Source organism: Streptomyces sp. NPDC020192 (assembly GCF_044388685.1).
In the GTDB taxonomy this organism is placed as follows: domain Bacteria; phylum Actinomycetota; class Actinomycetes; order Streptomycetales; family Streptomycetaceae; genus Streptomyces.
Genome location: NZ_JBIRXG010000005.1, coordinates 289068 through 314955, shown reverse-complemented (window position 1 = coordinate 314955; position 25888 = coordinate 289068). Strand labels below are relative to the sequence as shown.

Sequence of the window (25888 nt, the reverse complement as noted above, 5' to 3'; positions counted from 1 at the left end):
TCCTTACGTCACTTGGCGGCAGCGGCCGGAGTGTCCTCGCCGAGCAGCTTGCCGTCCGAGGTCTCGAACTGCTTCTTGAACTCCGCCACCGCGTCGTCGACCGCCTGGATGGTGTCGTCCGACATCTTGGCGCCCTCCTTGATGGAGGTCATCAGGCCCTGGTGCTTCCGGTGCAGGAAGTCGATCAGTTCCTTCTCGAAGCGGCGGATGTCGTTGACCGGCACGTCGTCCATACGGCCGTTGGTGCCGGCCCAGACGGAGACGACCTGGTCCTCGGTGGCCATCGGCTGGTACTGGTCCTGCTTCAGCAGCTCGACCATGCGCGAACCGCGCTCCAGCTGGGCCTTCGAGGCCGCGTCCAGGTCGGAACCGAAGGCGGCGAACGCCTCCAGCTCACGGAACTGGGCGAGGTCCACACGCAGACGGCCGGAGACCTGGCGCATCGCCTTGTGCTGGGCGGAACCACCGACTCGGGAGACGGAGATACCGACGTTCAGCGCGGGACGCTGACCGGCGTTGAACAGGTCCGACTCCAGGAAGCACTGGCCGTCGGTGATGGAGATGACGTTGGTCGGGATGAACGCCGAGACGTCGTTGGCCTTGGTCTCGACGATCGGCAGACCGGTCATCGAGCCGGCACCCATGTCGTCGGAGAGCTTCGCGCAGCGCTCCAGCAGACGGGAGTGCAGGTAGAAGACGTCACCCGGGTAGGCCTCACGGCCCGGCGGGCGGCGCAGCAGCAGGGACACGGCGCGGTAGGCGTCGGCCTGCTTCGACAGGTCGTCGAAGATGATCAGGACGTGCTTGCCCTCGTACATCCACTGCTGGCCGATGGCCGAACCGGTGTACGGCGCCAGGTACTTGAAGCCGGCCGGGTCGGACGCCGGGGCGGCGACGATGGTCGTGTACTCCAGGGCGCCGTTCTCCTCCAGCGCGCGGCGCACGCCGGCGATGGTGGAGCCCTTCTGGCCGATGGCGACGTAGATGCAGCGGACCTGCTTCTTCGGGTCGCCGGTGCGCCAGTTGTCGCGCTGGTTGATGATCGTGTCGACGGCCAGGGCGGTCTTGCCGGTCTGGCGGTCACCGATGATCAGCTGACGCTGACCGCGGCCGATCGGGGTCATCGCGTCGACGGCCTTGTAGCCGGTCTCCATCGGCTCGTGCACCGACTTGCGCTGCATGACCGTGGGGGCCTGCAGCTCCAGCGCACGGCGGCCGGACGTCTCGATCTCGCCGAGGCCGTCGATCGGGTTGCCGAGCGGGTCGACGACACGGCCGAGGTAGCCCTCGCCGACCGCGACGGAGAGGACCTCACCGGTACGGGTGACCGGCTGACCCTCCTCGATGCCGCTGAACTCACCGAGGACGATGGCACCGATCTCGCGCTCCTCGAGGTTGAGGGCGAGGCCGAGGGTGCCGTCCTCGAACTTCAGCAGTTCGTTGGCCATGGCCGAGGGAAGACCCTCGACCTTCGCGATGCCGTCGCCGGCAAGGGTGACCGTACCGACCTCCTCGCGCGAGGCCGCGTCCGGCTTGTACGACTGGACGAAGTTCTCCAGCGCGTCCCGGATCTCCTCCGGCCGGATCGTGAGCTCCGCCATCTGGGTTCCCTGCTCTCCTTGTTGGGCCCGAAGTTTCACTTGGGGGGGATGGGGACTCCCCCCTGTAAGAGGTGAATCCTCTGCACGGCCCAACCAGGGCCGTAAGTACGTACTGCTTTTCTCGAGATATTCGCGATGTTCGAAATATTCGAGATGATCGAGTTGCTGCTAGCTCGCCATGCGGCGGGCGGCGTCGTCCAGCCGGTCCGCGAGGGAGCCGTTGATGACCTCGTCACCGACCTGCACCCGGATGCCGCCGATCACCTCGGGGTCCACGTCCAGGTTGAGGTGCATCCGACGGCCGTAGAGCTTGGCGAGGGCGGCGCCGAGGCGCTGCTTCTGGCCGTCACTCAGCGGCACCGCCGAGGTGACGACGGCGACCATGCGGTCCCGGCGCTCGGCGGCCAGCTTGGACAGGGACTCCAGTCCCGCTTCCAGGCTACGTCCACGCGGCACGGTCACAAGGCGCGTGACCAGACGCTCGGTGGCCGGCTTGGCACGTCCGCCGAGCAGCCGGTGCAGCAGCTCGGTCTTGGCGCCCGTACCGGCGGCACGGTCGGTCAGCGCGGCGCGCAGCTCGGTGCTGGAGGAGACGATCCGGCCGAACCGGAACAGCTCGTCCTCCACGTCGTCCAGCGTGCCCGACTTCTCCGCGGCGGTGAGGTCGGCGATGTCCGCCAGTTCCTCCAGCGCGTCCACCAGGTCGCGGGACTGCGACCAGCGGGCGCGGGCCATCCCGGCCACCAGGTCGGCGGCGGGACCGCTGACCTGGCCGCCGATCAGGCGCTGGACCAGCTCCGCCTTGGCCTCCGCCTGCTGCGCCGGGTCGGTGAGGACCCGGCGCAGGCCGGCCTCGCGGTCGAGCAGCGCGGTGACGGCCGCCAGCTCGTCCGCGAGCGATGCGGCGTCCACGGACGTGGAGTCCGTCAGCGCGTCGAGACGCTCACGTGCGGCAGCCAGGGCCTCGCGGCTCGCTCCGTTCATCGCGTGGCCTCGGCCTTCTCCTCGAGCTCGTCGAGGAAGCGGTCGATCACACGGCTCTGGCGGGCGTGGTCCTCGAGGGACTCGCCGACCAGCCTGCCGGCCAGTTCGGTGGCGAGCTTGCCCACGTCCTGACGCAGCGTCTGCGCGGCGGCCTTGCGGTCGGCCTCGATCTGGGTGTGACCGGCGGCGACGATCTCCTCGCGCTGCCGCTGGCCCTCGGCCCGCATCTCGGCGATGAGCGCGGCACCCTGCTCCTGCGCCTCCTGGCGCAGGCGCGCGGCCTCGTGCCGGGCCTCGGCGAGCTGAGCCTTGTACTGCTCAAGGACGCTCTGGGCCTCGACCTTCATGGCGTCGGCCTCTTCGATACCGCCTTCGATCGCCGCGCGGCGCTCCTCCAGAACCTTGTTGATGTTCGGAAGCAGCTTCTTCCAGAAGAAGAAGAACACGATGGCGAAGGCGATGGTGCCGACGAGCAGCTCGGGACCGGCCGGGACGAGCGGGTTCTGCTCGGTCTCAGCGGCCGCCAGCTGTGCCAGGTTGGCGATCACATCAGTGCCTTTCGTCGTTTCGTGTCGGGTAAGGGGTGATTACTTACCGAACACGAACGGCATAACGATGCCGATGAGGGCGAGCGCCTCACAGAAGGCGAAGCCCAGGATCTGGTTGGCGCGGATCAGACCGGCCGCCTCGGGCTGGCGGGCGAGGGCCTGGGTGCCGTTACCGAAGATGATGCCGACGCCGATGCCGGGGCCGATCGCAGCGAGGCCGTAGCCGATCGAGCCGACGGAGCCGTGGACACCAGCGGTGGCGGCGAGGGTCTCAAGAGCAGCGGACATGCCGGTTCTTCCTTCTCTTTCATGGACCGGTGGGGGTTGGCCACCGGACGTCTGGGGGTTGGCGGGGTGGTACGACTCAGTGGTGCTCGGCGAGAGCGCCCTGAATGTAGGAGCAGGCCAGCAGCACGAAGACGTACGCCTGGACGGCCTGGACGAAGAGCTCGAAGAGGATCATCGCCATCGTCATCACGAAGGAGACGCCGGCGCCCACGACCAGCCAGCTGTTCAGCAGGTACCAGGAGGCCGCGGTGAACATGACCAGCATCAGGTGACCGGCGAACATGTTGGCGAAGAGTCGCACCGCGTGCGTGAACGGGCGGACCAGCAGGTTCGAGAAGAACTCGATGACCATGACGAGGGGCAGCACGCCGCCGAGCGACTTGTCGTAGCCCGTGACGTTCTTGAAGAAGCCGACGAAGCCGTGCTTCTTGAAGGTGAGCGCGACCCAGGTGATCCAGACGATCGCGGCCAGCACCGCCGGGAAGGCGATCACCGAGGAGACCGGGAACTGCGCCAGCGGGATCACGGACCAGACATTCATGATCCAGACGAAGAAGAAGATGGACACCATGAGCGGCACCCACTTCTCGCCCTCGCGCTTGCCGAGGGTCTCGTACACGATGCTGCGGCGCACGAAGTCGTAGCCGGCCTCGCCGACCATCTGGAGCTTGCCCGGGACGACCTTGGCCTTGCCGAAGGCCGCCGAGAAGAAGACGACGATGAGCAGGGTGGTGACGAGCGCGAGCAGCATCACCTTGTTGAACTCGAAGCCCCCGACAGTGAAGAGCGGCTTGAACAGGAACGAGTTCAGGCCCGGGGCCGGGAAGCCACACCCGTTGTCGGACATGACCCGACAACTCCAGTCAAAGGCGAGCTGGGTCTGGTCAGCACTCACCACGGGCTCCTTCGGCATGACGCATGGGTACGGCAACCTCGTTGTGTCGGCGCGGCACAGGGCCGCGGATCGGCACCGGACTGGTGTTACGGATGTGGGGGCGGCTGGGGGGCATCGAGCCTCGCGATTGAGCAGGCGTCAGCTCAGATGCCCGCGCCCGCGATGCCGCAGTTGGCACCGGACGATAGCAGGAGATCTCACAAGCCTTTATCCCGCCCCTACCCCTCACGGCTTCGGCCCTGTCTTCTCGGGCTTCTCACTCTTCGCGGAGTCCGGGTCGACGTAGAAGATCTTGGCCTTCATGTGGGCGCGAGCCTGCGCGGCCATCCACACGACGGTTGCGACGACGAGCGACGCGGCGAACGTCTTCGGATTGAAGAGAGAGGTGTCCTTGAAAACAGCGACGAAGATCAGGAGGAGCAGCAGCTGGGCCACATAGAGCAACAGGCCCATCATCTGGAACAGCTGCGGGAGCGTTTTTGCCGTCCACTGGAGCACGTAGAGGCCGATTCCCATGAACAGGATGGCCAGCAGCGTGCCGACGACCGCGCCGAGCGCGCCCTTGCCCCCCGCGACCGCGGCGCTCACGGCGACGGCGATCACGCCTGCGACCGCTGTGGGCACAGCGATCCGCAGAAGGTTCCGGGCGTCATTGGACGGCATGGCGGCAACTCCGCTTTCACAAGGGGGCAGGGTGTCGTCATGGACGAGCGTAGTCCCGGGCTGAGTGATCGAGACCTCACACCAATGGACCGTCGCACTACGGTCCTTCGGCTCTATCCCGGGTTCTCGTGAACCGTATCACAAACTATTTGATGAGGTCTTTACCCGGTAGGTGTGCTTGCTGTCACACATGAGAGTGACGGTGCGCGTCTGTGCAAAAACCGCGCCCACTTGTCTGGTATTAGGGGACTTTGCTCCCCCACGAGTTGGCAATGCTCTCGTCAGACTCTTACCTTGACCGGTCTCAGTGACGATCAACAAAACGCGAACGGGGGCCAATAGCGGTCGCCCCGTTGACGCGTGACATCCCGGCCGTGACGGGCGCCCGTTCCGCCGGCTCCTCCGCCTCACAGGCCGCATCCGCCACAGCCGCCTCGGCCGCGGCCTCAGCCGCGGCCTCAGCCGCCCGCGCCGCCCGGCGCCGCCTGCGGTAACGGGGCGGCACGAAGGCCTGCGCCCACACCGGCACGCGCGGCGTGAAGCGCGGGAGCAGCAGCAGGACCAGGCCGACCGCGCTGAGGAAGACCACGCCGAGCACGATCCACATGGACGCCGAGTTCACCGAGTAGGCGAGGGCGCCGAAGGCGATCAGGGCCGACCAGAAGTACATGATCAGCACGGCCCGGCTGTGCGAGTGGCCGATCTCCAGCAGCCGGTGGTGCAGATGCCCGCGGTCGGCGGCGAACGGCGACTGGCCGCGCCAGGTGCGGCGGACGATGGCCAGCACCAGGTCGGCGGCCGGCACGGCGATGATCGTCAGCGGGAGCAGCAGCGGGATGTAGACCGGGACCGTCTGGTGCACGGCCGCCTTCTCGGACCCGGCGAACAGCTTCAGCGCGTCCGGGTCCAGCTGGCCGGTGATCGAGATCGCGCCCGCCGCCAGCACCAGGCCGATCAGCATCGAGCCCGAGTCGCCCATGAAGATCCGCGCGGGGTGCATGTTGTGCGGCAGGAAGCCCAGGCACATGCCCATCAGGATCGCCGCGAACAGGGTGCCGGGAGCGGCGGCCTCGATGCCGTACGAGTACCAGATCCGGTAGGCGTACAGGAAGAACGCGCCCGCCGCGATGCACACCATGCCGGCGGCGAGGCCGTCCAGGCCGTCCACGAAGTTCACGGCGTTGATCGTGATGACGACGAGCGCGACCGTCAGCAGGGTGCCCTGCCACTGGGTCAGCGCCACGTTGCCGACGCCGGGGACGGGCAGCCACAGGATCGTCAGACCCTGCATGACCATCACGCCCGCGGCGATCATCTGCCCGCCGAGCTTGATCAGGGCGTCGATCTCGAACTTGTCGTCCAGGACGCCGATCAGCCAGATCAGGGCCGCGCCGGAGAGCAGGGCCCTCGGCTCGTTCGACTTCGCGAAGACCTCGTCGAGGTTGGTCAGGTGATCGGCGACCAGCAGGCCCGCGCACAGGCCGAAGAACATGGCGATACCGCCGAGGCGCGGAGTGGGTTCCCGGTGCACGTCACGGGCCCGGATCTCCGGCATCGCCCCGGCCACGATCGCGAACTTCCGTACCGGCCCTGTCAGCAGGTAGGTCACCGCGGCCGTGACGCAGAGCGTCAGCAGGTATTCACGCACAGGCTTCCCCACAGGTCTCGCTGGCCATCACAGCCCCACACCCTAGCGATGGACGTATATGGATGGGGACTGCCGGGTAGCCACGATGGTTGCATGTGTGGCTGTGGAGTACGGCGCACATCGAGGTCTACGGGAGAGCTCCTGCCCCCGTTCAGCCTGGATACGGCGGAAAACCGACGGTGAGTTCGCGCACTTCCTCCCGTGCCCCGGCCGGGTCGGCCTCGCCGCGCAGCACGGCCGCCATCAGGGCGGCGATCCGCCGCATCTCCGGCTCCCCCATGCCCTGGGTGGTCACCGCGGCCGTACCCAGGCGCAGGCCGCGGCCGTCGCCGTGCGGCAGGGCACAGCAGTCCAGCACGATCCCGGCGGCGGCGAGCCGGCCGCGCGCGGTGCGGCCGTCCACGCCGAGCGGGGCGGGGTCGGCGGTGATCAGATGGGTGTCGGTGCCGCCGGTGGTGACGACGAACCCCTCGGCGGCGAGCAGACCGGCCAGCGCCCGCGCATTGGCGACCACCTGATGGGCGTACACGGCGAACGCCGGTGTTGCCGCCTCGCCGAACGCGACGGCCTTGGCGGCGACGGTGTGCATCTGGGCGCCGCCCTGGGTGAAGGGGAACACGGCCCGGTCGATCCGCTCGGCCAGCTCCGGCGAACCGCACAGGATCATCCCGCCGCGCGGGCCGCGCAGCACCTTGTGGGTGGTGGCGCACACGACATCGGCGTACGGCACCGGGTTCGGCGCCGCTCCCCCGGCGACCAGCCCGATCGGATGCGCGGCGTCGGCGATCAGGTAGGCCCCGACCTCGTCGGCGACGTCGCGGAAGAAGACGTAGTCGAGGTGGCGGGGGTAGGCGATGGAGCCGCACACGATCGCCTTCGGCCGGTGGTTACGGGCGAGATGCCGCACCTGGTCGTGGTCGATGAGCCCGGTCTCCGCATCGACGCCGTACCCCACGAAGTCGAACCAGCGGCCGGAGAAGTTCGCGGGCGAGCCGTGGGTGAGGTGGCCGCCGTAGTGCAGGCCGAGGGCGAGGACGGTGTCACCGGGGCGCAGCAGGGCGGCGTAGGCGGCCAGGACGGCCGAGGAGCCGGAGTGGGCCTGGACATTGGCGTGCGCGGCCCCGAACAGCGTCTCGGCGCGCTCCACGGCGAGCCGCTCGGCGACGTCGACCAGTTCGCAGCCGCCGTGGTAGCGGGCGCCGGGATACCCCTCGGCGTACTTGTTGGCGAGCACCGAGCCGAGCGCGGCCAGCACGGCGGGCGAGGTGAAGTTCTCGGCGGCGATCAGCTGCAGGGTCGTCGACTGCCGCGTCAGCTCCGCGAGCAGGATCTCGGCCAGCTCGGGGTCCTGTCGCCGCAGGACATCGGTCTCGAGGGTGCGGGTGACCGACATGGCGGGCTCCGGGCGGTCGACGGTGACGTAACCCCAATGTAGGCCCGCCCCGCACCCCACGCCCGCTTATACGCCTTATGTCCGAGCCGCTACACCCGTAAGCGCAGTCACCACCGGATCCAGCGCCTGATGTATCTCGTCCCCGACCGACCGGAAGAACGGCAGCGGGGCGCCGTACGGGTCGTACACCTCGTCCGCCTCCGCCGTGGGGGCCAGGAGCCACCCGCGTAGAGCGGCCGCCGCGCGGACCAGGGCGCGGGCGCGCATGACCACGCCGTCCTCCAGCGGGGGCAGGGTGGCGGGGTCTATCGCGCGGACCAGGCGGGTGAACTCCTTCAGGGTGAAGGTGCGCAGGCCCGCCGAGTGGCCCATGGAGATGACCTGGGCGCGGTGGTCCCGGGTGGCCGTCAGCACCAGGTCGGCCATGATCACGTGCTCGTCCAGCAGCTCCCGGCCGCAGAAGCCGGAGGCGTCCGCGCCGAACTCGGCCAGGACCGTCTCCGCGTTGGCCTCCATCGGGGCGCCCTCGTGGCCCCAGGTGCCCGCGCTCTCCACGATCAGCCCGCCGCCGAGTATGCCGAGCCGCTCCGCGACGAAATGGCGGGTCAGCCGCTCGGTGATGGGCGAGCGGCACACGTTGCCGGTGCTGACGTGGAGGATGCGGAAGGTGTCGCGCGGAAAGCCGAAGGTCGTGGTCGTCTCCGCCGCGCTGTCCCCGTTGCCTATGCCACGCCCCGCTTCAGGGGCCGTCAATTCGCCACCTCGAGGTCAGGTACGACCTTCCGCAGCTCCTCCGCCGAGATCGCGCCCTCGCGCAGCAGCACGGGCACGTCACGGGTGACGTCGACGATGGACGACGGCACGATGCCGGGGGTCGGGCCGCCGTCGAGGTAGACGGAGACGGAGTCGCCGAGCATCTCCTGGGCGGCGTCACAGTCCTCCGGCGCCGGGTGCCCGGTGAGGTTCGCCGACGACACCGCCATCGGGCCGACCTCCGTCAGCAGCTCGATCGCGACCGGGTGGAGGGGCATCCGGATGGCGACCGTGCCCCGCGTGTCACCCAGGTCCCACTGGAGCGACGGCTGGTGCTTGGCGACCAGCGTCAGGGCGCCCGGCCAGAACGCGTCGACCAGCTCCCAGGCCAGCTCGGAGAAGTCCGTGACGAGGCCGTGCAGGGTGTTCGGGGAGCCGATGAGGACAGGGGTGGGCATGGAGCGGCCCCGGCCCTTGGCGGCGAGCAGATCGGCGACGGCCTCCGAGGAGAACGCGTCCGCACCGATGCCGTACACCGTGTCGGTCGGCAGCACCACCAGCTCGCCCCGGCGGACGGCGGACGCGGCCTCGCGCAGACCCGTCGTGCGGTCGGTCGCGTCGTTGGTGTCGTATCGCCGTGCCATCTAGCGGGCCTCCTCGTACACGAAGTACACGTAATGCGGGACTTCAGAAATCACTGCCGTCAGGGTGCTCACGGCAGCGCCTTGCGGGCGGTCGCGAACCGGGGGCGGTTGTTGAGGTCGGGGTGGTCGGCCGCGTCGGCCCAGCCCCGCTCCTCGGTGAAGATCCACGGCACCTGGCCGCCCTGGGTGTCGGCGTGCTCGATCACGACGACCCCGCCGGGGCGCAGGAGACGGTGTGCGGTGCGCTCGATGCCCCGGATCAGGTCCAGGCCGTCCTCACCCGAGAACAGGGCCAGCTCCGGGTCGTAGTCCCGCGCCTCGGGGGCGACGTACTCCCACTCGGTGAGCGGGATGTACGGCGGGTTGGAGATGACCAGGTCGACGTGGCCGTCGAGGTCGGGGAAGGCGTCGAGAGCGTTCCCCTGCCGCAGGTCCACCCTCGACCCCGCCATGTTCTTGCGGGTCCACACCAGGGCGTCCTCGGACAGCTCCACGGCGTGCACCCGGGAGCGCGGGACCTCCTGGGCGAGCGCGAGCGCGATGGCGCCGGAGCCGGTGCACAGGTCGACGATGCACGGCTCGACGACGTCCATGGCGCGCACGGCGTCTATGGCCCACCCGACCACGGACTCCGTCTCGGGCCGGGGCACGAACACCCCTGGCCCGACCTGGAGTTCCAGATATCGGAAGTAGGCCCGCCCGGTGATGTGCTGCAGCGGCTCGCGCTGCTCGCGCCGGGCGATGACCTCCCAGTAGCGGGCGTCGAAGTCGGCGTCCTTCACGGAGTGCAGTTGGCCGCGCTTCACACCGTGCACGAACGCGGCCAGCTCCTCCGCGTCGTTGCGCGGCGAGGGCACGCCGGCGTCGGCCAGCCGCTGGGTGGCCTGGGCCACCTCCGCGAGCAGCAGGTTCACGCGAGTCCTCCGTGTGGTGCTCGTACTGGTCTCGTGCGTCTCTTACGCGGCGGCGAGCTTCGCCGCCGAGTCGGCGTCGACGCAGGCCTGGATCACCGCGTCGAGCTCGCCGTCCAGGACCTGGTCCAGGTTGTACGCCTTGAAGCCGACGCGGTGGTCCGAGATGCGGTTCTCCGGGAAGTTGTAGGTGCGGATCTTCTCGGAGCGGTCGACGGTGCGTACCTGGCTGCGGCGGGCGTCGGCGGCCTCCCGCTCGGCCTCCTCCTGCGCCGCCGCGAGCAGCCTGGAGCGCAGGATACGCAGGGCCTGCTCCTTGTTCTGGAGCTGGCTCTTCTCGTTCTGGCAGGAGGCGACGACACCGGTCGGCAGGTGCGTGATGCGCACGGCGGAGTCGGTGGTGTTGACGGACTGGCCGCCCGGACCGGAGGAGCGGTAGACGTCGATACGGAGGTCGTTGGGGTTGATCTCCACGTCCACCTCCTCGGCCTCGGGGGTGACGAGCACACCGGCGGCGGAGGTGTGGATACGGCCCTGCGACTCGGTCGCCGGCACGCGCTGCACGCGGTGCACACCGCCCTCGTACTTCAGCCGCGCCCACACGCCCTGGCCGGGCTCGGTGGCACCCTGGCCGCCCTTGGTCTTCACCGCGACCTGGACGTCCTTGTAGCCGCCCAGCTCGGACTCGGTGGCGTCGATGATCTCGGTCTTCCAGCCGATGCGCTCGGCGTACCGCAGATACATGCGCAGCAGGTCACCGGCGAACAGCGCCGACTCGTCGCCGCCCGCGCCCGCCTTGATCTCCAGAATGACGTCCTTGTCGTCACTCGGGTCACGCGGGACGAGCAGCAGACGCAGCTTCTCGGTCAGCTCCTCGCGCTGCTTGTCCAGGTCCTTGACCTCGGCGGCGAAGTCGGGGTCGTCGGCGGCCAGCTCGCGTGCGGTCTCGATGTCGTCGCCCGTCTGCTTCCAGGAGCGGTACGTGGCGACGATCGGGGTCAGCTCGGCGTAGCGCTTGTTCAGCTTGCGCGCGTTCGCCTGGTCGGCGTGGACCGACGGGTCGGCGAGCTTCTTCTCCAGATCGGCGTGTTCGGCGACGAGTTCGTCGACGGCCTCGAACATCTTGGGCTCCTGTACTGCGGTGAAGGGAAGGGCGGGCGACCAAAAACGCCGGTCCCGGGCACACCCCGGGCAGGGTGTGGCCGTGGACCGGCGAAATGGGGCTCGCTACTTCTTGGAGCCGGCGGCAGCCTTGCCGAAGCGGGCCTCGAAGCGGGCCACACGGCCACCGGTGTCGAGGATCTTCTGCTTGCCCGTGTAGAACGGGTGGCACTCGGAGCAGACCTCGGCCCGGATGGTGCCGGACTCGATGGTGCTACGGGTGGTGAACGACGCGCCGCAGGTGCAGCTGACCTGCGTCTCGACGTACTCGGGGTGGATGTCGCGCTTCAAGGTGTCTCCTAGGTTTCGGGAGGGCGCCGGGTCGCCACCGCGGGGTGCGGGGGGCGTGAACCGGAGCCGACGTACCAGTCTGCCAGGACTGGGGCCATCCCCCAAAACCGGGGGCCGCCGTTGTCTATTCCCGGGGCCCGTCAGCCGCTCACCACGCCCTTGGCTCCGCCGGTGGCCGTGCCTACCGTCGCCGCCTTCGGGACGGGCTGGTCGTTCTTCAGGGCGTTCCAGACCAGCCGGGCCTTGGCGGTGGCCATGATCACGCGGTTGGGGTCGGCCGGGTCGTACTGGACCGGCATGGTGATCATGGTCGTGTTCTTGGCGCCGATGCCCTTGAGGCCGTCCGCGAAGTCGGTCAGGGAGTTCACCGAGCCGAGGTCGGAGTCGGTGGTGACGGCCTTGGTGGCGGTGTCGGCGAGGTCGTACAGCTTCTTGGGGTTGCCGAAGACGCCGACGTGCCTGACCTGGGTGAGCAGGGCCTTGACGAAGGCCTGCTGGAGCTGGATGCGGCCCAGGTCGGAGCCGTCGCCGACGCCGTGCCGGGTGCGGACCAGGGCGAGGGCCTGCCGCCCGTTCAGGGTGTGGGTGCCGGCCCGGAGCGTCAGATGGCTCTGCGGGTCGTCGATGTTCTTCGTCGTCGTGACCGGGACGCCGCCGAGGTCGTCGATGAGCTTCTGGAAGCCCTGGAAGTCGACCTCCAGGTAGTGGTCCATGCGGATGCCGGTGAGCGACTCGACGGTCTTCACGGCACAGGCCGCGCCGCCGGTGGAGTACGACTCGTTGAACATCACGCCGGTGGCGGCCGGATGTGTGGTGCCGCCGGTGTCCGTGCACGCGGGGCGGTCGACCAGGGTGTCCCGGGGGATGGAGACCACGTCGGCCTTCTTGTGGCCCTCGTGGACGTGGACGATCATCGCGGTGTCGGAGCGGGCGCTGCCGTCGTCGGTGCCGCCGCCGAGCTTCTTGTTGGAGCCGGAGCGGCTGTCCGAGCCGAGGACCAGGATGTTCTCGGAACCGTTGTCGATCTTCGTGGGCCGCTCGGCGCCGAGCGCCTGGTTGATGTCGAGGCTGCGGATGTTGCCGTTGAGCTTGAAGTACACGTACCCGAGGCCCGCGCCGCCCAGGACGACCACGCCCGCGGCGGTCCAGGCCGTGGCACGCAGCGCCCTGCGGCCCTTGCCGCGGGCCTTGCGGCGGCGTCCCCGGCCTCGGCGGGGAACGGTCCCGTCCGGCTGGGGTATGACGGGCTCCGGCGTGCTCTCGGCGGACACATCGCTCCTAGGTCTCGCGGTCGGGTACCCCCTGCTTTCAGGGTCGGGCGGTCGTCACCGCTCCATCGTCGCTCCGTACGGTCGGCCGGAGGAACTCGGGCAAGAGTTGCACAACGCAAAGTGCCCACCGCGTATGACGGTGGGCACTCTGTGTAGTCATTCCTGGTGGTCGCCAACCGAGAGCCCTGTGGCAGGGATCTCGGTTGTGACCTTTCCGACGCTCTTGTCCTAGTCGCCGTTGCCGGGCATCGGCGTCGTCTTCTGGATCTGCAGCAGGAACTCGGCGTTCGACTTCGTCTGCTTCATCTTGTCGAGAAGCAGCTCGATCGCCTGCTGCGAGTCGAGCGCGTGCAGCACCCGGCGCAGCTTCCAGGTGATGGCCAGCTCCTCGGCGCCGAGCAGGATCTCTTCCTTACGGGTGCCGGACGCGTCCACGTCCACCGCCGGGAAGATGCGCTTGTCGGCGAGCTTCCGGTCGAGCTTGAGCTCCGCGTTGCCGGTGCCCTTGAACTCCTCGAAGATCACCTCGTCCATGCGGGACCCGGTGTCCACCAGGGCGGTGGCGAGGATGGTCAGCGAGCCGCCGTCCTCGATGTTGCGGGCCGCACCGAAGAACCGCTTCGGCGGGTACAGCGCGGTCGAGTCGACACCACCGGACAGGATGCGGCCGGAGGCCGGCGCCGCCAGGTTGTAGGCACGGCCCAGACGCGTGATGGAGTCCAGCAGGACGACCACGTCGTGACCCAGCTCGACCAGACGCTTGGCACGCTCGATGGCGAGCTCGGCGACCGTGGTGTGGTCCTCGGCCGGGCGGTCGAAGGTCGAGGAGATGACCTCGCCCTTGACCGACCGCTGCATGTCGGTGACCTCTTCCGGACGCTCGTCGACGAGGACGACCATCAGGTGGCACTCGGGGTTGTTGTGGGTGATCGCGTTGGCGATCGCCTGCATGATCATGGTCTTGCCGGTCTTCGGCGGGGCCACGATCAGACCGCGCTGGCCCTTACCGATCGGCGACACGAGGTCGATGATGCGGGTGGTGAGCACGCCCGGGTCGGTCTCCAGGCGGAGCCGGTCCTGCGGGTAGAGCGGGGTCAGCTTGGTGAACTCCGGGCGGCCACGGCCGTGTTCGGGCGCCATGCCGTTGACGGAGTCGAGGCGGACCAGCGCGTTGAACTTCTCGCGGCGCTCGCCTTCCTTGGGCTGACGGACCGCGCCGGTGACGTGGTCGCCCTTGCGCAGGCCGTTCTTGCGGACCTGGGCGAGGGAGACGTACACGTCGTTCGGGCCCGGCAGGTAGCCGGAGGTCCGGATGAAGGCGTAGTTGTCGAGGATGTCCAGGATGCCCGCGACCGGGATCAGGACGTCGTCCTCGGCGAGCTGCGGCTCGACACCGATCTCGTCGCGGCCACGGCGGCCACGGCGGTCGCGGTAGCGCCCGCGACGGCCACGGCGGCCGCCCTCGAAGTCGTCGTCGTCCTGCTGCTGGCGGTCGCGGTCGCGGTCCTGCCGGCCGCCGCCCTGCTGCTGACCGCCCTGCGGCTGACGCTGGCCGCCCTGCTGCTCGTCGCCCTTGCCCCGGCGGTCACGGTCACGGTCCCGGCCGCGCTCGCGGCGGTCCCGGCGGCCACGGCCCTCGCCGTCACCGGCCTCGCCCTGCGGCTGCTGGGCGGGGGTCTCGGCCTTGGGCTCGGCCTTCGCCTCGGCGGCGATCGTCTCGGCGCCGCTCGCGGCGGGGCTGCCGGCCTCGGCGGTGGCACGGCGGCGACGGCGCTCGGTCGGGGCGTCGTCGGAGGCCGGCTGGCCGGGAATCTCGATCTGCTGCTGGGCCACGGCCTTCTCGGCCGGAGCCTCGGCCTTCTTCTCCGCGTCGGCGGCCTCACCCGTACGGGCCTTGGAGGTGGTCCGGCGCTTGGGCTTGGTCTCGGTGGCGGCCTCGGCCTTGGGGGCGGCTCCCCCGGCGGCCTGCGCCTCCTTGATGACCTCGATCAGCTGGCTCTTGCGCATCCGCGCGGTGCCCCTGATGCCGAGGCCCGAGGCGACCTGCTGCAGCTCGGCCAGCACCATGCCCTCGAGGCCGGTACCGCGGCGCCGCCGGGAGCCGGCACCGGTGGCAGGCGCGGAGGCGTCCGTGGCGGGCGCGGCAGCGGTCTCCTCGACACGTGCGCCCATCAGATCGGTGGTGTCGCTCACGAAGGGTCCTTCCCTGGAGCGGACGTCGGCCTGTCTGGCTCGGCGACCGGTTGTGCTGTCCGGCTACGGTCCTGTCTTCTGTGAACCGCGCCGGGGCGGTGGTCCGCCAAAGCGGCGGAAGAGATGTGATGGTGATTGGCGCTTCCGCGAATCGTGGCACCCAGTGTCACGTGGCGTGGTAGCACCGATTCCGGAGCGTGCCCGGCGACCCGCTCAGTGCCCGCATACGACGTACTGCCCAGGTACGGCGCAAGGAACACGGAGTGGCGCGGGAGGCTCCCGGAAGAATGTCTGTCCCGGACGGGGACACGAGGCACCTCGCCATGGTGGGGTCGGGTGCAGACTTGAGGTTAACACTACCGGATCCAACAAACATTCCCCCTCTCCAAATCTGGCAACCGTGTGCGGTCAGTCGGCGCCGGAGGTCGCGAGCGGCAGCACGCTCGCGCCCTGTAGGTCCAGGCTGAGCCGGTTGGCGGCCCATTCGGTGCCGGCCAGGGCCTCCACCTTGTCGGCCGTACCGGCGTCGGCGAGGGCCATGACGGTGGGCCCGGCGCCCGAGATGACGGCCGGGACGCCGTCGGCACGCAGCCGCTCCACCAGCGCGGCGCTCTCCGGCATGGCCGGCGCGCGGTACTCCTGGTGAAGGCGGTCCTCGGTGGCGGGCAGCAGCAGCTCGGGGCGCCGGGTGAGGGCCTCGACGAGCAGGGCGGCGCGGCCCGCGTTGGCGGCGGCGTCCACGTGCGGCACGGTGCGCGGGAGCAGGCCGCGCGCGGTCTCGGTCAGGACCGGCTTTCCGGGCACGAAAACCACCGGAACGATGGAATCGTTGGGCTCCATCCTGATCGCCCGGGCGGCGCCGGCCTCCATCCAGGACAGGGTGAAGCCGCCGAGCAGACAGGCGGCCACGTTGTCGGGGTGACCCTCGATCTCGGTGGCCAGCTCGAGGAGGGCGGCGTCGTCGAGCCTGGCCTCCCCGCCTATGGTCACCGCGCGGGCGGCGACGATGCCGGCGCAGATGGCGGCGGAGGAGGAGCCCAGGCCGCGGCCGTGCGGGATGCGGTTGGCGCAGACGATCTCCAGGCCGCGGGGCTGTCCGCCCAGCAGATCGAAGGCGGTGCGCAGGGAGCGGACCAGGAGGTGGCTCTCGTCACGCGGGAGGGTCGCGCTGCCCTCGCCCGCGATGTCGATGTGCAGCCCGGAGTCGGCCACCCGGACGACCACGTCGTCGTAGAGCCCCAGCGCGAGGCCGAGGGCGTCGAAACCCGGGCCGAGATTGGCGCTGGTGGCGGGAACGCGCACCCGGACGGCGGCGGCGCGGAACGCTGGACCGGCCATCGCTCGTTGACTCTCCTTGAGCTGCGGGACTGTCGAAGACATTCGATACGTACGTGGAGACCCTCTGGCGTAGAGACCCTCCGGTCGCGCAGACGGCGCGACGTCACCCATATGCGTGGGCATATGCAATGGGCGGGTTCACTACAGCCTATCGAAGGAAGGTTCTGTGGCGACATAGGGCGCACAGGAGGCGCACGATGCGTGTCGTAAGCCCCCTGTGCACCCCGTCAGGGTTTCACCAGGACCAGGCGTTCAGGCGAGGCCGAGGCGCTCGGCGGCGGTGGCCGCGTCGACCGGGACGGTGACCGGCTGCGGAGCGCCGGCGACGGCCCAGTCGGGGTCCTTCAGACCGTTGCCGGTGACGGTGCACACGATCGTCTGGCCCGGGTCGACCTTGCCCTGCTCGGCGGCCTTGAGCAGACCGGCCACGGAGGCGGCGGAGGCGGGCTCCACGAAGACGCCCTCCTGCGCGGCCAACAGCCGGTAGGCGCGCAGGATTTCACGGTCCGTCACCTCGTCGATGAGGCCGCCGGACTCGTCCCGCGCCGCCAGCGCGTACTGCCAGGAGGCGGGGTTGCCGATACGGATCGCGGTGGCGATGGTCGAGGGATCCTTGACCACTTCACCGCGCACGATCGGAGCGCTTCCCGAGGCCTGGAATCCCCACATCCGGGGGGTCTTCGTGGAGATGCCGTCACCGGCGTACTCCTTGTAGCCCTTCCAGTAGGCGGTGATGTTGCCCGCGTTGCCGACCGGGAGGACGTGGATGTCGGGCGCGTCGCCGAGCATGTCAACGATCTCGAAGGAGGCGGTCTTCTGGCCCTCGATGCGCACCGGGTTGACCGAATTGACCAGCGCCACCGGGTAGTTCTCGCTCAGCTCTCGAGCGAGGGTGAGGCAGTCGTCGAAGTTGCCGTCGACCTGGAGGATCTTCGCGCCGTGCACGAGGGCCTGGCCCATCTTGCCGAGGGCGATCTTGCCCTGCGGCACGAGCACGGCGGAGACCATGCCGGCGCGTACGGCATAGGCGGCGGCACTCGCCGACGTGTTGCCGGTGGAGGCGCAGATGACGGCCCTGGCCCCCTCCTCCTTGGCCTTACTGATGGCCATGGTCATGCCGCGGTCCTTGAAGGAGCCGGTGGGGTTGGCTCCCTCGACCTTCAGGTGCACCTCACAGCCCGTGCGCTCGGAGAGCACCTGCGCGGGCACGAGGGGCGTGCCGCCCTCGCGGAGCGTCACGACCGGCGTGGTGTCGGAGACCGGCAGCCTGTCCCGGTACTCCTCGATGATTCCGCGCCACTGGTGGGTCATTGCTGGTTACTCTCCTTCAACCCGCATGATGCTGGCGACACCCCGCACGGTGTCGAGCTTGCGCAGCGCCTCGACGGTCCCGGACAGGGAGGCGTCGGACGCCCGGTGGGTGACGACGACGAGGGAGGCCTCGCCGTCCTTGCCCTGCTGACGAACGGTGTCGATCGACACGCCGTGCTCGGCGAAGACGGTGGCGACCTGGGCGAGCACACCCGGTTTGTCCGCGACGTCGAGGCTGATGTGGTAGCGCGTGACGACCTCGCCCATGGGCGAGACGGGCAGGGCGGCGTACGCCGACTCGCCGGGCCCCGTCGCGCCGCTGAGCCGGTTGCGGCAGACGGCGACGAGGTCGCCGAGCACGGCGGAGGCGGTGGGCGAACCGCCGGCGCCGGGGCCGTAGAACATGAGCTGGCCGGCCGCGTCGGACTCCACGAAGACGGCGTTGTACGCGCCGCGCACGGAGGCGAGCGGGTGGCTCAGCGGAATCATGGCGGGATGCACGCGCGCGGTGACGGAGCCGCCGTCCGCCGCCCGCTCACAGATGGCGAGCAGCTTGATGGTGCAGCCCATCTCCGTCGCCGAGCGGAAGTCGGCGGCGGTGACCTCGGTCATGCCCTCGCGGTAGACGTCGTCGAGGCGCACGCGCGTGTGGAAGGCGATCCCGGCGAGGATGGCGGCCTTGGCGGCGGCGTCGAACCCCTCGACGTCGGCGGTCGGGTCGGCCTCGGCGTATCCCAGAGCGGTGGCCTCGTCGAGGGCCTCCTGATATCCGGCCCCGGTCGAATCCATCTTGTCGAGGATGAAGTTGGTGGTGCCGTTGACGATGCCGAGCACCCGGTTGACCTTGTCGCCGGCGAGGGACTCGCGCAGCGGGCGGATCAGCGGGATGGCACCGGCGACGGCGGCCTCGTAGTACAGGTCCCGGCCGTGCTCCTCGGCGGCGGCGTGCAGGGCGGCGCCGTCCTGGGCGAGCAGCGCCTTGTTGGCGGAGACGACGGACGCACCGTGCTCGAGGGCGGTGGTGATGAGGGTCCGCGCGGGCTCGATCCCGCCGATCACCTCGACGACGACGTCGATGTCCCCGCGTTTGACGAGGGCGGTGGCGTCGGTGGTGACGAGGCCCGGGGTGATGCCCTCACGCACCTTGGAGGGCCGTCGTACGGCGACCCCGGCGAGCTCCACGGGGGCGCCGATCCTCTGGGCGAGGTCGTCGGCGTGCGTCGTCATGATGCGCGCCACCTCTGAGCCAACAACCCCACAGCCCAGCAGCGCCACCTTCAGCGGACGCGTACGCATCATCCGACCTCGTTTCCTCATACCGTCTACGGTTGGACCAGTCTCACTCACCGGACGGGAGTTTCTACCCTTGGTCCGGATCGTGAGACATGAATTTCATTTGTACGGGGCCGGGAGACAGGAGATCTTCCAGCCCCGTTTCTCGGGGGCTTCCTTGTCGGCCTTTCCGGCTAGCCGACGTCGAGACGCAGCAGGTCCTCCTCCGTCTCACGCCGGACGATCACGCGGGCCTCGCCGTCCTTCACGGAGACGACGGGCGGCCGGAGCACGTGGTTGTAGTTGCTGGCCATGGACCGGCAGTACGCGCCCGTGGCCGGTACGGCGATGAGGTCCCCCGGCGCCAGGTCGGCGGGCAGGAACGCGTCCCTGACCACGATGTCCCCGCTCTCGCAGTGCTTGCCGACGACACGGGCGAGCATGGGCTCGGCGTCGGAGGTGCGGGACACGAGGGCGACGCTGTACTCGGCGTCGTACAGCGCCGTCCGGATGTTGTCGGACATGCCGCCGTCGACGGAGACGTACGTGCGCAGCCCGTCGAGCGGCTTGACGGTGCCGACCTCGTAGAGCGTGAAGGCGGTGGGGCCGACGATGGCGCGGCCGGGCTCGACGGAGATCCGGGGGGTGCGGAGGCGAGCGGCCTCACACTCCCGGGTGACGATCTCGGTGAGGGCCTTGGCGATCTCGTGCGGCTCACGGGGGTCGTCGTCGCTGGTGTAGGCGATGCCGAGGCCACCCCCGAGATCGATCTCGGGCAGCTCGACGCCGTGCTCGTCACGGATGTCCCTGAGCAGCCCGACCACGCGGTGGGCGGCGACCTCGAAGCCGGACATGTCGAAGATCTGCGACCCGATGTGGGAGTGGATCCCGATGAGGTCGAGCCCGTCGAGCTGGAGCGCCCGCCGTACGGCTTCCGCGGCCTGCCCCCCGGCGAGGGGGATCCCGAACTTCTGGTCCTCGTGGGCGGTGGCGATGAACTCATGCGTATGAGCCTCCACGCCGACGGTGATCCGAATCTGGACCTTCTGCCGCTTGCCGAGGGACTGCGCGATATGGGCGACCCGCACGATCTCCTGGAAGGAGTCGAGCACGATCCGCCCGACACCGGCCTCTACGGCGCGCTGGATCTCGTCCGCGGACTTGTTGTTGCCGTGGAAGGCGATGCGCTCGGCGGGCATCCCGGCGGACAGGGCGGTGGCCAGCTCGCCCCCGGAGCACACGTCCAGGTTGAGCCCCTCCTGGTCCAGCCACCGCACGACGGCGCGGGAGAGGAACGCCTTTCCGGCGTAGAACACGTCGGCGTCGGGGCCGAAGGCACTGCGCCAGGCACGCGCGCGTGCCCGGAAGTCGGCCTCGTCGAGGATGTAGGCGGGCGTGCCGTACTGCTCGGCGAGCCGGTTGACGTCGATACCGCCGACGGTGACGACCCCGTCGGCGTCCCGCGCGACGGTCTGGGCCCAGACCTTGCGGTCCAGGACGTTGAGGTCGGCGGGCGGTGCGGAGTAGTGCCCCTCAGGAAGGACGTCGGCGTGACGGGGCCCGGCAGGGTGGGCGGAACGGCTCATGACGGTGGCTCTCAGACTCTCTGTCTCTCTCCGGGGCGCGTCTTGCGCGAGGCCTCAGAGGTGTTCGGGTGCGTCGATGCCGAGCAGGGACAGGCCGCCGGCCAGCACCGTCCCGGCGGCTTCGGCGAGGGCGAGCCGGGCGCGGTGGGCGGCCGAGGGTTTCTCCTCGCCGCGGGGCAGCACGGAGGGCAGAAAAGGCAGCACGGCATCCGCGACGGTGACGAGATGCCGGGCAAGCCGGTCCGGGGCACGGTGGGTGGCGGCCGCGGCGAGGATACGGGGGTGGTCGGCGAGGGGGGTGAGGAGGTCGCGGAGGATGCCGGCCTCTTCGGGGGTGGCGATGGGGCCGGGCTCGGCGGTGAAGCCCAGGCGGGCGGCGTTGCGGCTGACGGAGCGGACGCGGGCGTGGGCGTACCGCACCCGGAACAGCGGATTGCCCTCCCGCTGGAGGAGGTGATCGGCGGTGATCCGGGGCCGGTCGTGCGGGGCGGGGTGGAGCAGGGCCCACTGGGCGGCGTCGGGCCCGAGCGGGGCGGGGTCCTCCGGCGCGGGCACGGGCCGGAGAGTGACGGGCTCGGCGTGCTCGACGGTGGCCCGCCCGCCCTGCGCCGCGACCAGCCGTACGACGGCGTCGGCGACGACCTCGGCCCGGACCTCGTACGGCACGCGCAGCGCGACGACCTGCCCGGCGAGGGCGTCACCGTGCCCGTACGCGGCGCCGCGGGCCCGGATCTCCCGGACGACGGCGGTGACGAGGTCGGCCTGCGCCTGCTCGGCGAGGCTGATGTTGAGGAACCCGGGGCCGGTGACGACGACCTCGCGGATGCCGTCGGCGTCGGCGAGCCGGGGCACCAGGATCTCGGCGACCCGCCGCGGCGGCTGCCCGGCCGGCCGGGCGAGCTGCAGGGCGATGCCGGTGGCGTAGTCCCCGCACCCCCCGGGCCCCGGCTCGGTCACCACGGCCCGCTCGGGCACGGCCACACTCAGCTCCCCGTCATCGACAGCACGACGCACCGCGTGCAGCACGGTGCGGGACAACTCGACGGGGGTCACGGGACAAGCGTAGGGGAGGGAGGGGGTGGGTAGGCGAAGTGGTTCTCACTGTGGGACGAACGGGGGACGACGGAGGACGAATGGGGCGGCGGCCATGATCTTTTGACCGCACACGTGACTGCACTCGCCGCGCGCCCGTGATCAATACACCTAGCCGCCGTAGGAAATCCTGCCTGGAACACCATCGGCGAAGCCGTCCCCGGCTCCGCCGTCACCTCCTTCTCCGTCCCCGTCCCCCTCACGGCCCCCCTGTCCGCCCGCGCGCTGGATGAGCCGCTTGACGAGCTGGACCATTTCGGCGGGCTCGAAGGGCTTGGCGAGGAAGGCGTCGACGCCGACGTCGAGACCGCTCTCGACCTCGTACTGGGTGCACGCGCTGATGATGGCGAGGGGAAGATTGTGCGTACGGGGATCGGCGCGGAGCCGGGCGGCGGTGCGCAGGCCGTCCAACCGGGGCATGACGACGTCGAGCGTCACGACGTCGGGCCGCACCTGGTGCACCACATCCAGACACTCGGCACCGTCGGCCGCGGTCACGACCTCGAGCCCTTCCAGCTCGAGGTTGACCCTGATCAGCTGCCGGATGACCTTGTTGTCGTCCACAACAAGCACCCGACCCGAGGCGCCTGGCACACGTCGAGAGTAGGTCCGGACCGGCCACCGCGTCCGGGTTTTCCCCACTTCCGCCCCGTACGAACGACCATCCCGCCCCCGCCCCGGGAAACAAGTTCCTGATCACCCCGCCGGACCTGCTAGTGTTCTATCCGTCGCCGCGAGCAAGCAGCTCCGCAACCGACACGCCCCCGTAGCTCAGGGGATAGAGCAACGGCCTCCGGAGCCGTGTGCGCAGGTTCGAATCCTGCCGGGGGCACCCCTCATGAGGTGCCCAAAGACCCCGTCACCAGCGGAAACGCTGAGGCCGGGGTCTTCGCGTTTGTGCAGCCGTATGCGGCCCGGAGCGGCCGCGTGTCGGGGTCTGTGGACGAGGCGTGGACGGGATCTTGGAGCGTCCGCCGAGGTCAGCCGCCACATTCGACGGACCGTCACCTGCGTCCGGCCGCCCCTCCGAGGGCTCCGACCCCACCAACCGCTCCGCTCGGCACCACGTGGGCGCGTGGCGCCATGTCCGGCTCCAGCGGCACCCGATCCCGCTCAAGCGTCGCCCGCTCTTCGGAGGCCAGACCGTGACGTATCTCATGAAGCGGTCAGAGCCGAGCTATCTCATAAAGCCGACACAGCGGGCACCGAACCAGTCGCGACTGCGCAGGAGACAACCCAACACGCGAGGGTCCCGCTGCCACCTGGACTGAAGCCGTGCGACAGCCAGGCCGGCATGCGCGCCGTCGATGGGTTGCCCAGGCCGTGCGGGACGCGCTGCGCATGGACATAGGGGATCGAAGCGGACGAAGCAGTGACAAGCCACACAGGAGCAATCCCTTGCCTCACGGACGGCCTCGCGGTGGGATCGCAGACCACGGCCGAGCATGGTCTAGTCCACTACGAGGAGCATCTATGCGCAGGATTCATGCGCGGCGGCGCACTGCGGTCGCCGCAGCCTGGGTCACCAGCCTCACCAGTCTCGCAGCGACAGCAGGGCTTTTGTCTGGTTCCGTCGCCGTCGCTGCACCCGTGCGACCGGCTCAAGGAGTCAAGCCCGTGCCAGCGTCCGGGCAGCAATCGCAGAGCGGGGCCGGCAGCCTGATGAGCACTGCGCAGTGCCGGGCGAAGTGGGGGTTCGACTGCTACAACGCGATCCAGTACCGCCAGGCGTACAACCTGAACCCGCTGTACCAGGCAGGAGTGACCGGCAAGGGGCGCACGATCGTGATCGTGGATCCGTTCGGCTCGCCGACCATCCAGAAGGACCTGGATGTCTACAGCGCCCGGTTCGGTATCAAGAGCACCCATGTCGACGTGGTCAAGTGGGGCAACGTCCCGCGCTTCGACCCCAGCGACGCCGACCAGCTCGGCTGGGCCGGGGAGACCACCCTCGACGTGGAGATGGCGCATGCCGTCGCCCCGGACGCGCACATCGTCCTGGCGGAGACCGGGGTCGGCCGGATCGGGGACGGCACCACCGGCCTGCGGGAGGTCATGGACGCCGAGAAGTCGCTCATCGACCGCGGCGTGGGCGATGTGATCAGCCAGAGCTGGGGCGTGGCGGAGAACAACTTCCCCGGCTTCAGCAAGGGTGACTACTCCAGCATCCAGAACCTGCGGTACGCCTACAAGGACGCGGCCAAGCACGGTGTGACCGTCACCGACGCTTCCGGCGACAGCGGACCCACCGACACCACCTCGAACGGCCAGACCACCTATCCGTACAGGGTCAACGCCTGGCCGACCGACGACCCCCTGGTGGTCTCGGTCGGCGGCACCCAGCTGCACCTGGACGCCAACGGCAACCGCACCGCGCCGGACAGCGTCTACAACGACCACGGCGCCAGCGGCGGCGGCCAGTCCCACGTCTTCGCCCGTCCCTCGTATCAGAACGGGGTGGCCGGCAATCACCGCAGCACCCCGGACGTCTCCATGTCCGCCTCCCTGAAGGGCGGCGGATGGGTGTACTCCAGCTACGACCCGAAGCGGGTCGGCTGGGACGTCTACGTCGGCACCAGCGAGGCCAGCCCGCTCTTCGCAGGAATCGTGGCCCTGGCCGACCAGGTTGCCGGGCACCGGCTGGGGGACATCCACAAGGCGCTCTACTCGCTGTACGCGCAGTCCTCGTCGAACCCGTCCACCGGGATCGTGGACGTGAAGGACGGCACGAACAACAGCTACGCGGGAGTCACCGGCTACATCGCGGTAAAGGGCTACGACATGGCGACCGGTGTCGGAACGATCGACGCGGCCCGCTTCGTCCCGGCCCTCGCCAAGGCGGGCTGACCGCAACCTGTCCCCGAGGCGCGGGCGCCGGCGTACCACTGCCGCGCCCCGCGCCGGGACGGCGGCTCGTATAGCAGACGTCCGCCGCCGGACGTGGCCGTGTGACAGGGTCTGCGGACTATCCGTGGACAGGATCATGGGGCGTTCACCCTGGTCAGCCCAGGCAAACGGGAGGACTGCCTGACGTGTCAAAGCGTTCGGTGCCTCGCCGTGAAGAGCAGCCGGCCCTTCGGGATCAACCGCTTACGAGAGAGGCCACCTGCCGTCCGACACGGCCCAAGGGGCCGCCCGAGTCGCTCTCAGGCCGTGGTCAATTGCCTCAGAACCGCCTGCGCCACTCCCCTGGCACTACCAGGGTTCTGTCCAGTGATCAGCCGGCCGTCCTCGACCACATACGACTCGAAGGGCTTGTCTGCCGTGCTGTAGTCGGCCCCGAGTTCCTTCAGCCTCTGCTGCAGGTTGTAGGGGACGGCGTCTGCCCGATTCGCCAGTTCCTCTTCGGGCCAGGAGAAGCCCGTGACCTTCTTCCCCTTCACGAGGGGGTCGCCGTTACTCAGGACGACATTCAGCAGACCAGTCCCTCCATGGCAGACCGTCGACACGACGCGTCCCGATTCATAGAACCGCGCCATCAGTTCTTCCAGTTCAGGGGTCTGCGGAAAATCGAACATCACTCCGTGTCCACCCGTGAGGTAGATCGCGTCGTAGTCGTCGAGACGCACGTTGGAAATCTTCCGCGTGTCTTCCAGGAGATCCATGAACGCTCGGTCCCGGTACCGCTTTTCGGTGCCGAGTTCCGCCAGAACCTCATGGGAAAGGCTCTCAGGGTCCAGCGGGATCTTGCCACCCTGAGGACTGGCGATGTCCATGGTGTAACCACCCTCAGCAGCCACGTCCCAGAAGTGAGTGAGCTCCCCCAGCCACAGCCCCGTACGCATGCCGACTTTCTCGTACTCCCCGACGTTGGTGACGATCACCAGGATCTTCTTCGTCGCTGCCATGATCTCTTCTCTCGCTCTAGTCGTTTGCGCCTACCGAACGACGCCTTGGCTTGGAAAGCCGTGGCATTTGACCTTCGTTCCGCGGTCAGAGCGAGGCCGCTCACTGAGTCCGACCTCCTCATGGACTGAGGGTGCGGACGTCAGGGAGATCCCGAAAACAACCGTAGACCGATCGATTTGGCACGGCAAAGTCAAGT

General features: G+C 69.4%; 23 protein-coding genes and 1 tRNA gene. 2 read left to right on the top strand and 22 right to left on the bottom strand.

The features are described 5' to 3' along the window. Positions 1 to 8: 8 nt before the first annotated feature. The 21 genes from atpA to ACH47Z_RS13180 form a co-directional block, all read right to left on the bottom strand. Complete coding sequence (gene atpA, locus ACH47Z_RS13280) at positions 9 to 1601, bottom strand: F0F1 ATP synthase subunit alpha (RefSeq protein WP_399073327.1); 1593 nt, start codon at positions 1599 to 1601, stop codon at positions 9 to 11. A gap of 168 nt (positions 1602 to 1769) precedes the next feature. Continuing rightward, the gene (locus ACH47Z_RS13275; RefSeq protein WP_399073326.1) at positions 1770 to 2585 is read right to left on the bottom strand and encodes a F0F1 ATP synthase subunit delta; all 816 of its coding nucleotides are present in this window, start codon (positions 2583 to 2585) and stop codon (positions 1770 to 1772) included. Further along, on the bottom strand, positions 2582 to 3133 hold the full coding sequence (locus ACH47Z_RS13270; protein ID WP_399073325.1) for a F0F1 ATP synthase subunit B: 552 nt from the start codon (positions 3131 to 3133) through the stop codon (positions 2582 to 2584). Before ACH47Z_RS13270 ends, ACH47Z_RS13275 begins: the two co-directional genes overlap by 4 nt. Positions 3134 to 3172: 39 nt before the next feature. Further along, entirely contained in the window at positions 3173 to 3421 is a 249-nt protein-coding gene (gene atpE, locus ACH47Z_RS13265; RefSeq protein ID WP_023546735.1) for an ATP synthase F0 subunit C, read from the bottom strand. A gap of 76 nt (positions 3422 to 3497) precedes the next feature. Next, entirely contained in the window at positions 3498 to 4268 is a 771-nt protein-coding gene (gene atpB / locus ACH47Z_RS13260) for a F0F1 ATP synthase subunit A (RefSeq protein ID WP_399073413.1), read from the bottom strand. 273 nt (positions 4269 to 4541) lie between these two features. After that, positions 4542 to 4979, bottom strand: coding sequence for a hypothetical protein (locus ACH47Z_RS13255; RefSeq protein WP_399073324.1), 438 nt, complete (start codon positions 4977 to 4979; stop codon positions 4542 to 4544). 304 nt (positions 4980 to 5283) lie between these two features. Then, entirely contained in the window at positions 5284 to 6627 is a 1344-nt protein-coding gene (locus tag ACH47Z_RS13250; protein WP_399073323.1) for an MraY family glycosyltransferase, read from the bottom strand. Positions 6628 to 6778: 151 nt separating this feature from the next. Next, a complete protein-coding gene (gene glyA, locus ACH47Z_RS13245; protein ID WP_399073322.1) occupies positions 6779 to 8020 on the bottom strand; it encodes a serine hydroxymethyltransferase in 1242 nt (413 codons plus the stop codon). A gap of 75 nt (positions 8021 to 8095) precedes the next feature. Then, positions 8096 to 8773 carry a protein-tyrosine-phosphatase gene (locus ACH47Z_RS13240; RefSeq protein ID WP_399073321.1) on the bottom strand — a complete coding sequence of 226 codons (678 nt, stop codon included), beginning with the start codon at positions 8771 to 8773 and terminating at the stop codon, positions 8096 to 8098. Further along, positions 8770 to 9417, bottom strand: a complete 648-nt coding sequence (locus ACH47Z_RS13235) for an L-threonylcarbamoyladenylate synthase (RefSeq protein WP_399073319.1) — start codon at positions 9415 to 9417, stop codon at positions 8770 to 8772. The genes ACH47Z_RS13240 and ACH47Z_RS13235 overlap by 4 nt, the downstream gene beginning before the upstream one ends. A gap of 68 nt (positions 9418 to 9485) precedes the next feature. Beyond that, positions 9486 to 10331 (bottom strand): peptide chain release factor N(5)-glutamine methyltransferase, encoded by an 846-nt coding sequence (prmC, locus tag ACH47Z_RS13230; RefSeq protein ID WP_399073318.1) that lies wholly within the window; start codon positions 10329 to 10331, stop codon positions 9486 to 9488. A gap of 42 nt (positions 10332 to 10373) precedes the next feature. Then, entirely contained in the window at positions 10374 to 11450 is a 1077-nt protein-coding gene (gene prfA / locus ACH47Z_RS13225) for a peptide chain release factor 1 (RefSeq protein ID WP_399073317.1), read from the bottom strand. Between the two features lie 105 nt (positions 11451 to 11555). After that, entirely contained in the window at positions 11556 to 11780 is a 225-nt protein-coding gene (gene rpmE / locus ACH47Z_RS13220; protein WP_019326867.1) for a 50S ribosomal protein L31, read from the bottom strand. Between the two features lie 140 nt (positions 11781 to 11920). Continuing rightward, positions 11921 to 13051: an LCP family protein gene (locus ACH47Z_RS13215; protein ID WP_399073316.1), complete on the bottom strand. Its 1131-nt coding sequence runs from the start codon at positions 13049 to 13051 to the stop codon at positions 11921 to 11923. Positions 13052 to 13279: 228 nt separating this feature from the next. Next, a complete protein-coding gene (gene rho / locus ACH47Z_RS13210; protein ID WP_399073315.1) occupies positions 13280 to 15244 on the bottom strand; it encodes a transcription termination factor Rho in 1965 nt (654 codons plus the stop codon). Positions 15245 to 15652: 408 nt separating this feature from the next. Continuing rightward, on the bottom strand, positions 15653 to 16582 hold the full coding sequence (gene thrB, locus ACH47Z_RS13205) for a homoserine kinase (protein ID WP_399073314.1): 930 nt from the start codon (positions 16580 to 16582) through the stop codon (positions 15653 to 15655). A 252-nt stretch (positions 16583 to 16834) separates the two neighbouring features. Then, positions 16835 to 17893 (bottom strand): threonine synthase, encoded by a 1059-nt coding sequence (gene thrC, locus ACH47Z_RS13200; RefSeq protein ID WP_399073313.1) that lies wholly within the window; start codon positions 17891 to 17893, stop codon positions 16835 to 16837. 6 nt (positions 17894 to 17899) lie between these two features. Then, positions 17900 to 19189 (bottom strand): homoserine dehydrogenase, encoded by a 1290-nt coding sequence (locus tag ACH47Z_RS13195; protein ID WP_399073412.1) that lies wholly within the window; start codon positions 19187 to 19189, stop codon positions 17900 to 17902. Positions 19190 to 19359: 170 nt separating this feature from the next. After that, positions 19360 to 20751: a diaminopimelate decarboxylase gene (gene lysA / locus ACH47Z_RS13190; protein WP_399073312.1), complete on the bottom strand. Its 1392-nt coding sequence runs from the start codon at positions 20749 to 20751 to the stop codon at positions 19360 to 19362. Between the two features lie 54 nt (positions 20752 to 20805). Beyond that, positions 20806 to 21804 (bottom strand): ArgS-related anticodon-binding protein NrtL, encoded by a 999-nt coding sequence (nrtL, locus tag ACH47Z_RS13185; RefSeq protein WP_399073311.1) that lies wholly within the window; start codon positions 21802 to 21804, stop codon positions 20806 to 20808. 150 nt (positions 21805 to 21954) lie between these two features. After that, positions 21955 to 22485: a response regulator gene (locus tag ACH47Z_RS13180; RefSeq protein WP_399073310.1), complete on the bottom strand. Its 531-nt coding sequence runs from the start codon at positions 22483 to 22485 to the stop codon at positions 21955 to 21957. Positions 22486 to 22603: 118 nt separating this feature from the next. On the opposite strand from ACH47Z_RS13180, the gene ACH47Z_RS13175 reads away from it, so the two are divergent. Beyond that, positions 22604 to 22675: transfer RNA gene (locus ACH47Z_RS13175), tRNA-Arg, on the top strand. Positions 22676 to 23460: 785 nt separating this feature from the next. Further along, complete coding sequence (locus tag ACH47Z_RS13170) at positions 23461 to 24690, top strand: S8 family serine peptidase (protein WP_399073309.1); 1230 nt, start codon at positions 23461 to 23463, stop codon at positions 24688 to 24690. Between the two features lie 299 nt (positions 24691 to 24989). Here ACH47Z_RS13170 and ACH47Z_RS13165 read toward each other — a convergent pair whose 3' ends face one another. Further along, positions 24990 to 25691, bottom strand: a complete 702-nt coding sequence (locus ACH47Z_RS13165; RefSeq protein WP_399073308.1) for a type 1 glutamine amidotransferase domain-containing protein — start codon at positions 25689 to 25691, stop codon at positions 24990 to 24992. Positions 25692 to 25888: the final 197 nt, after the last annotated feature.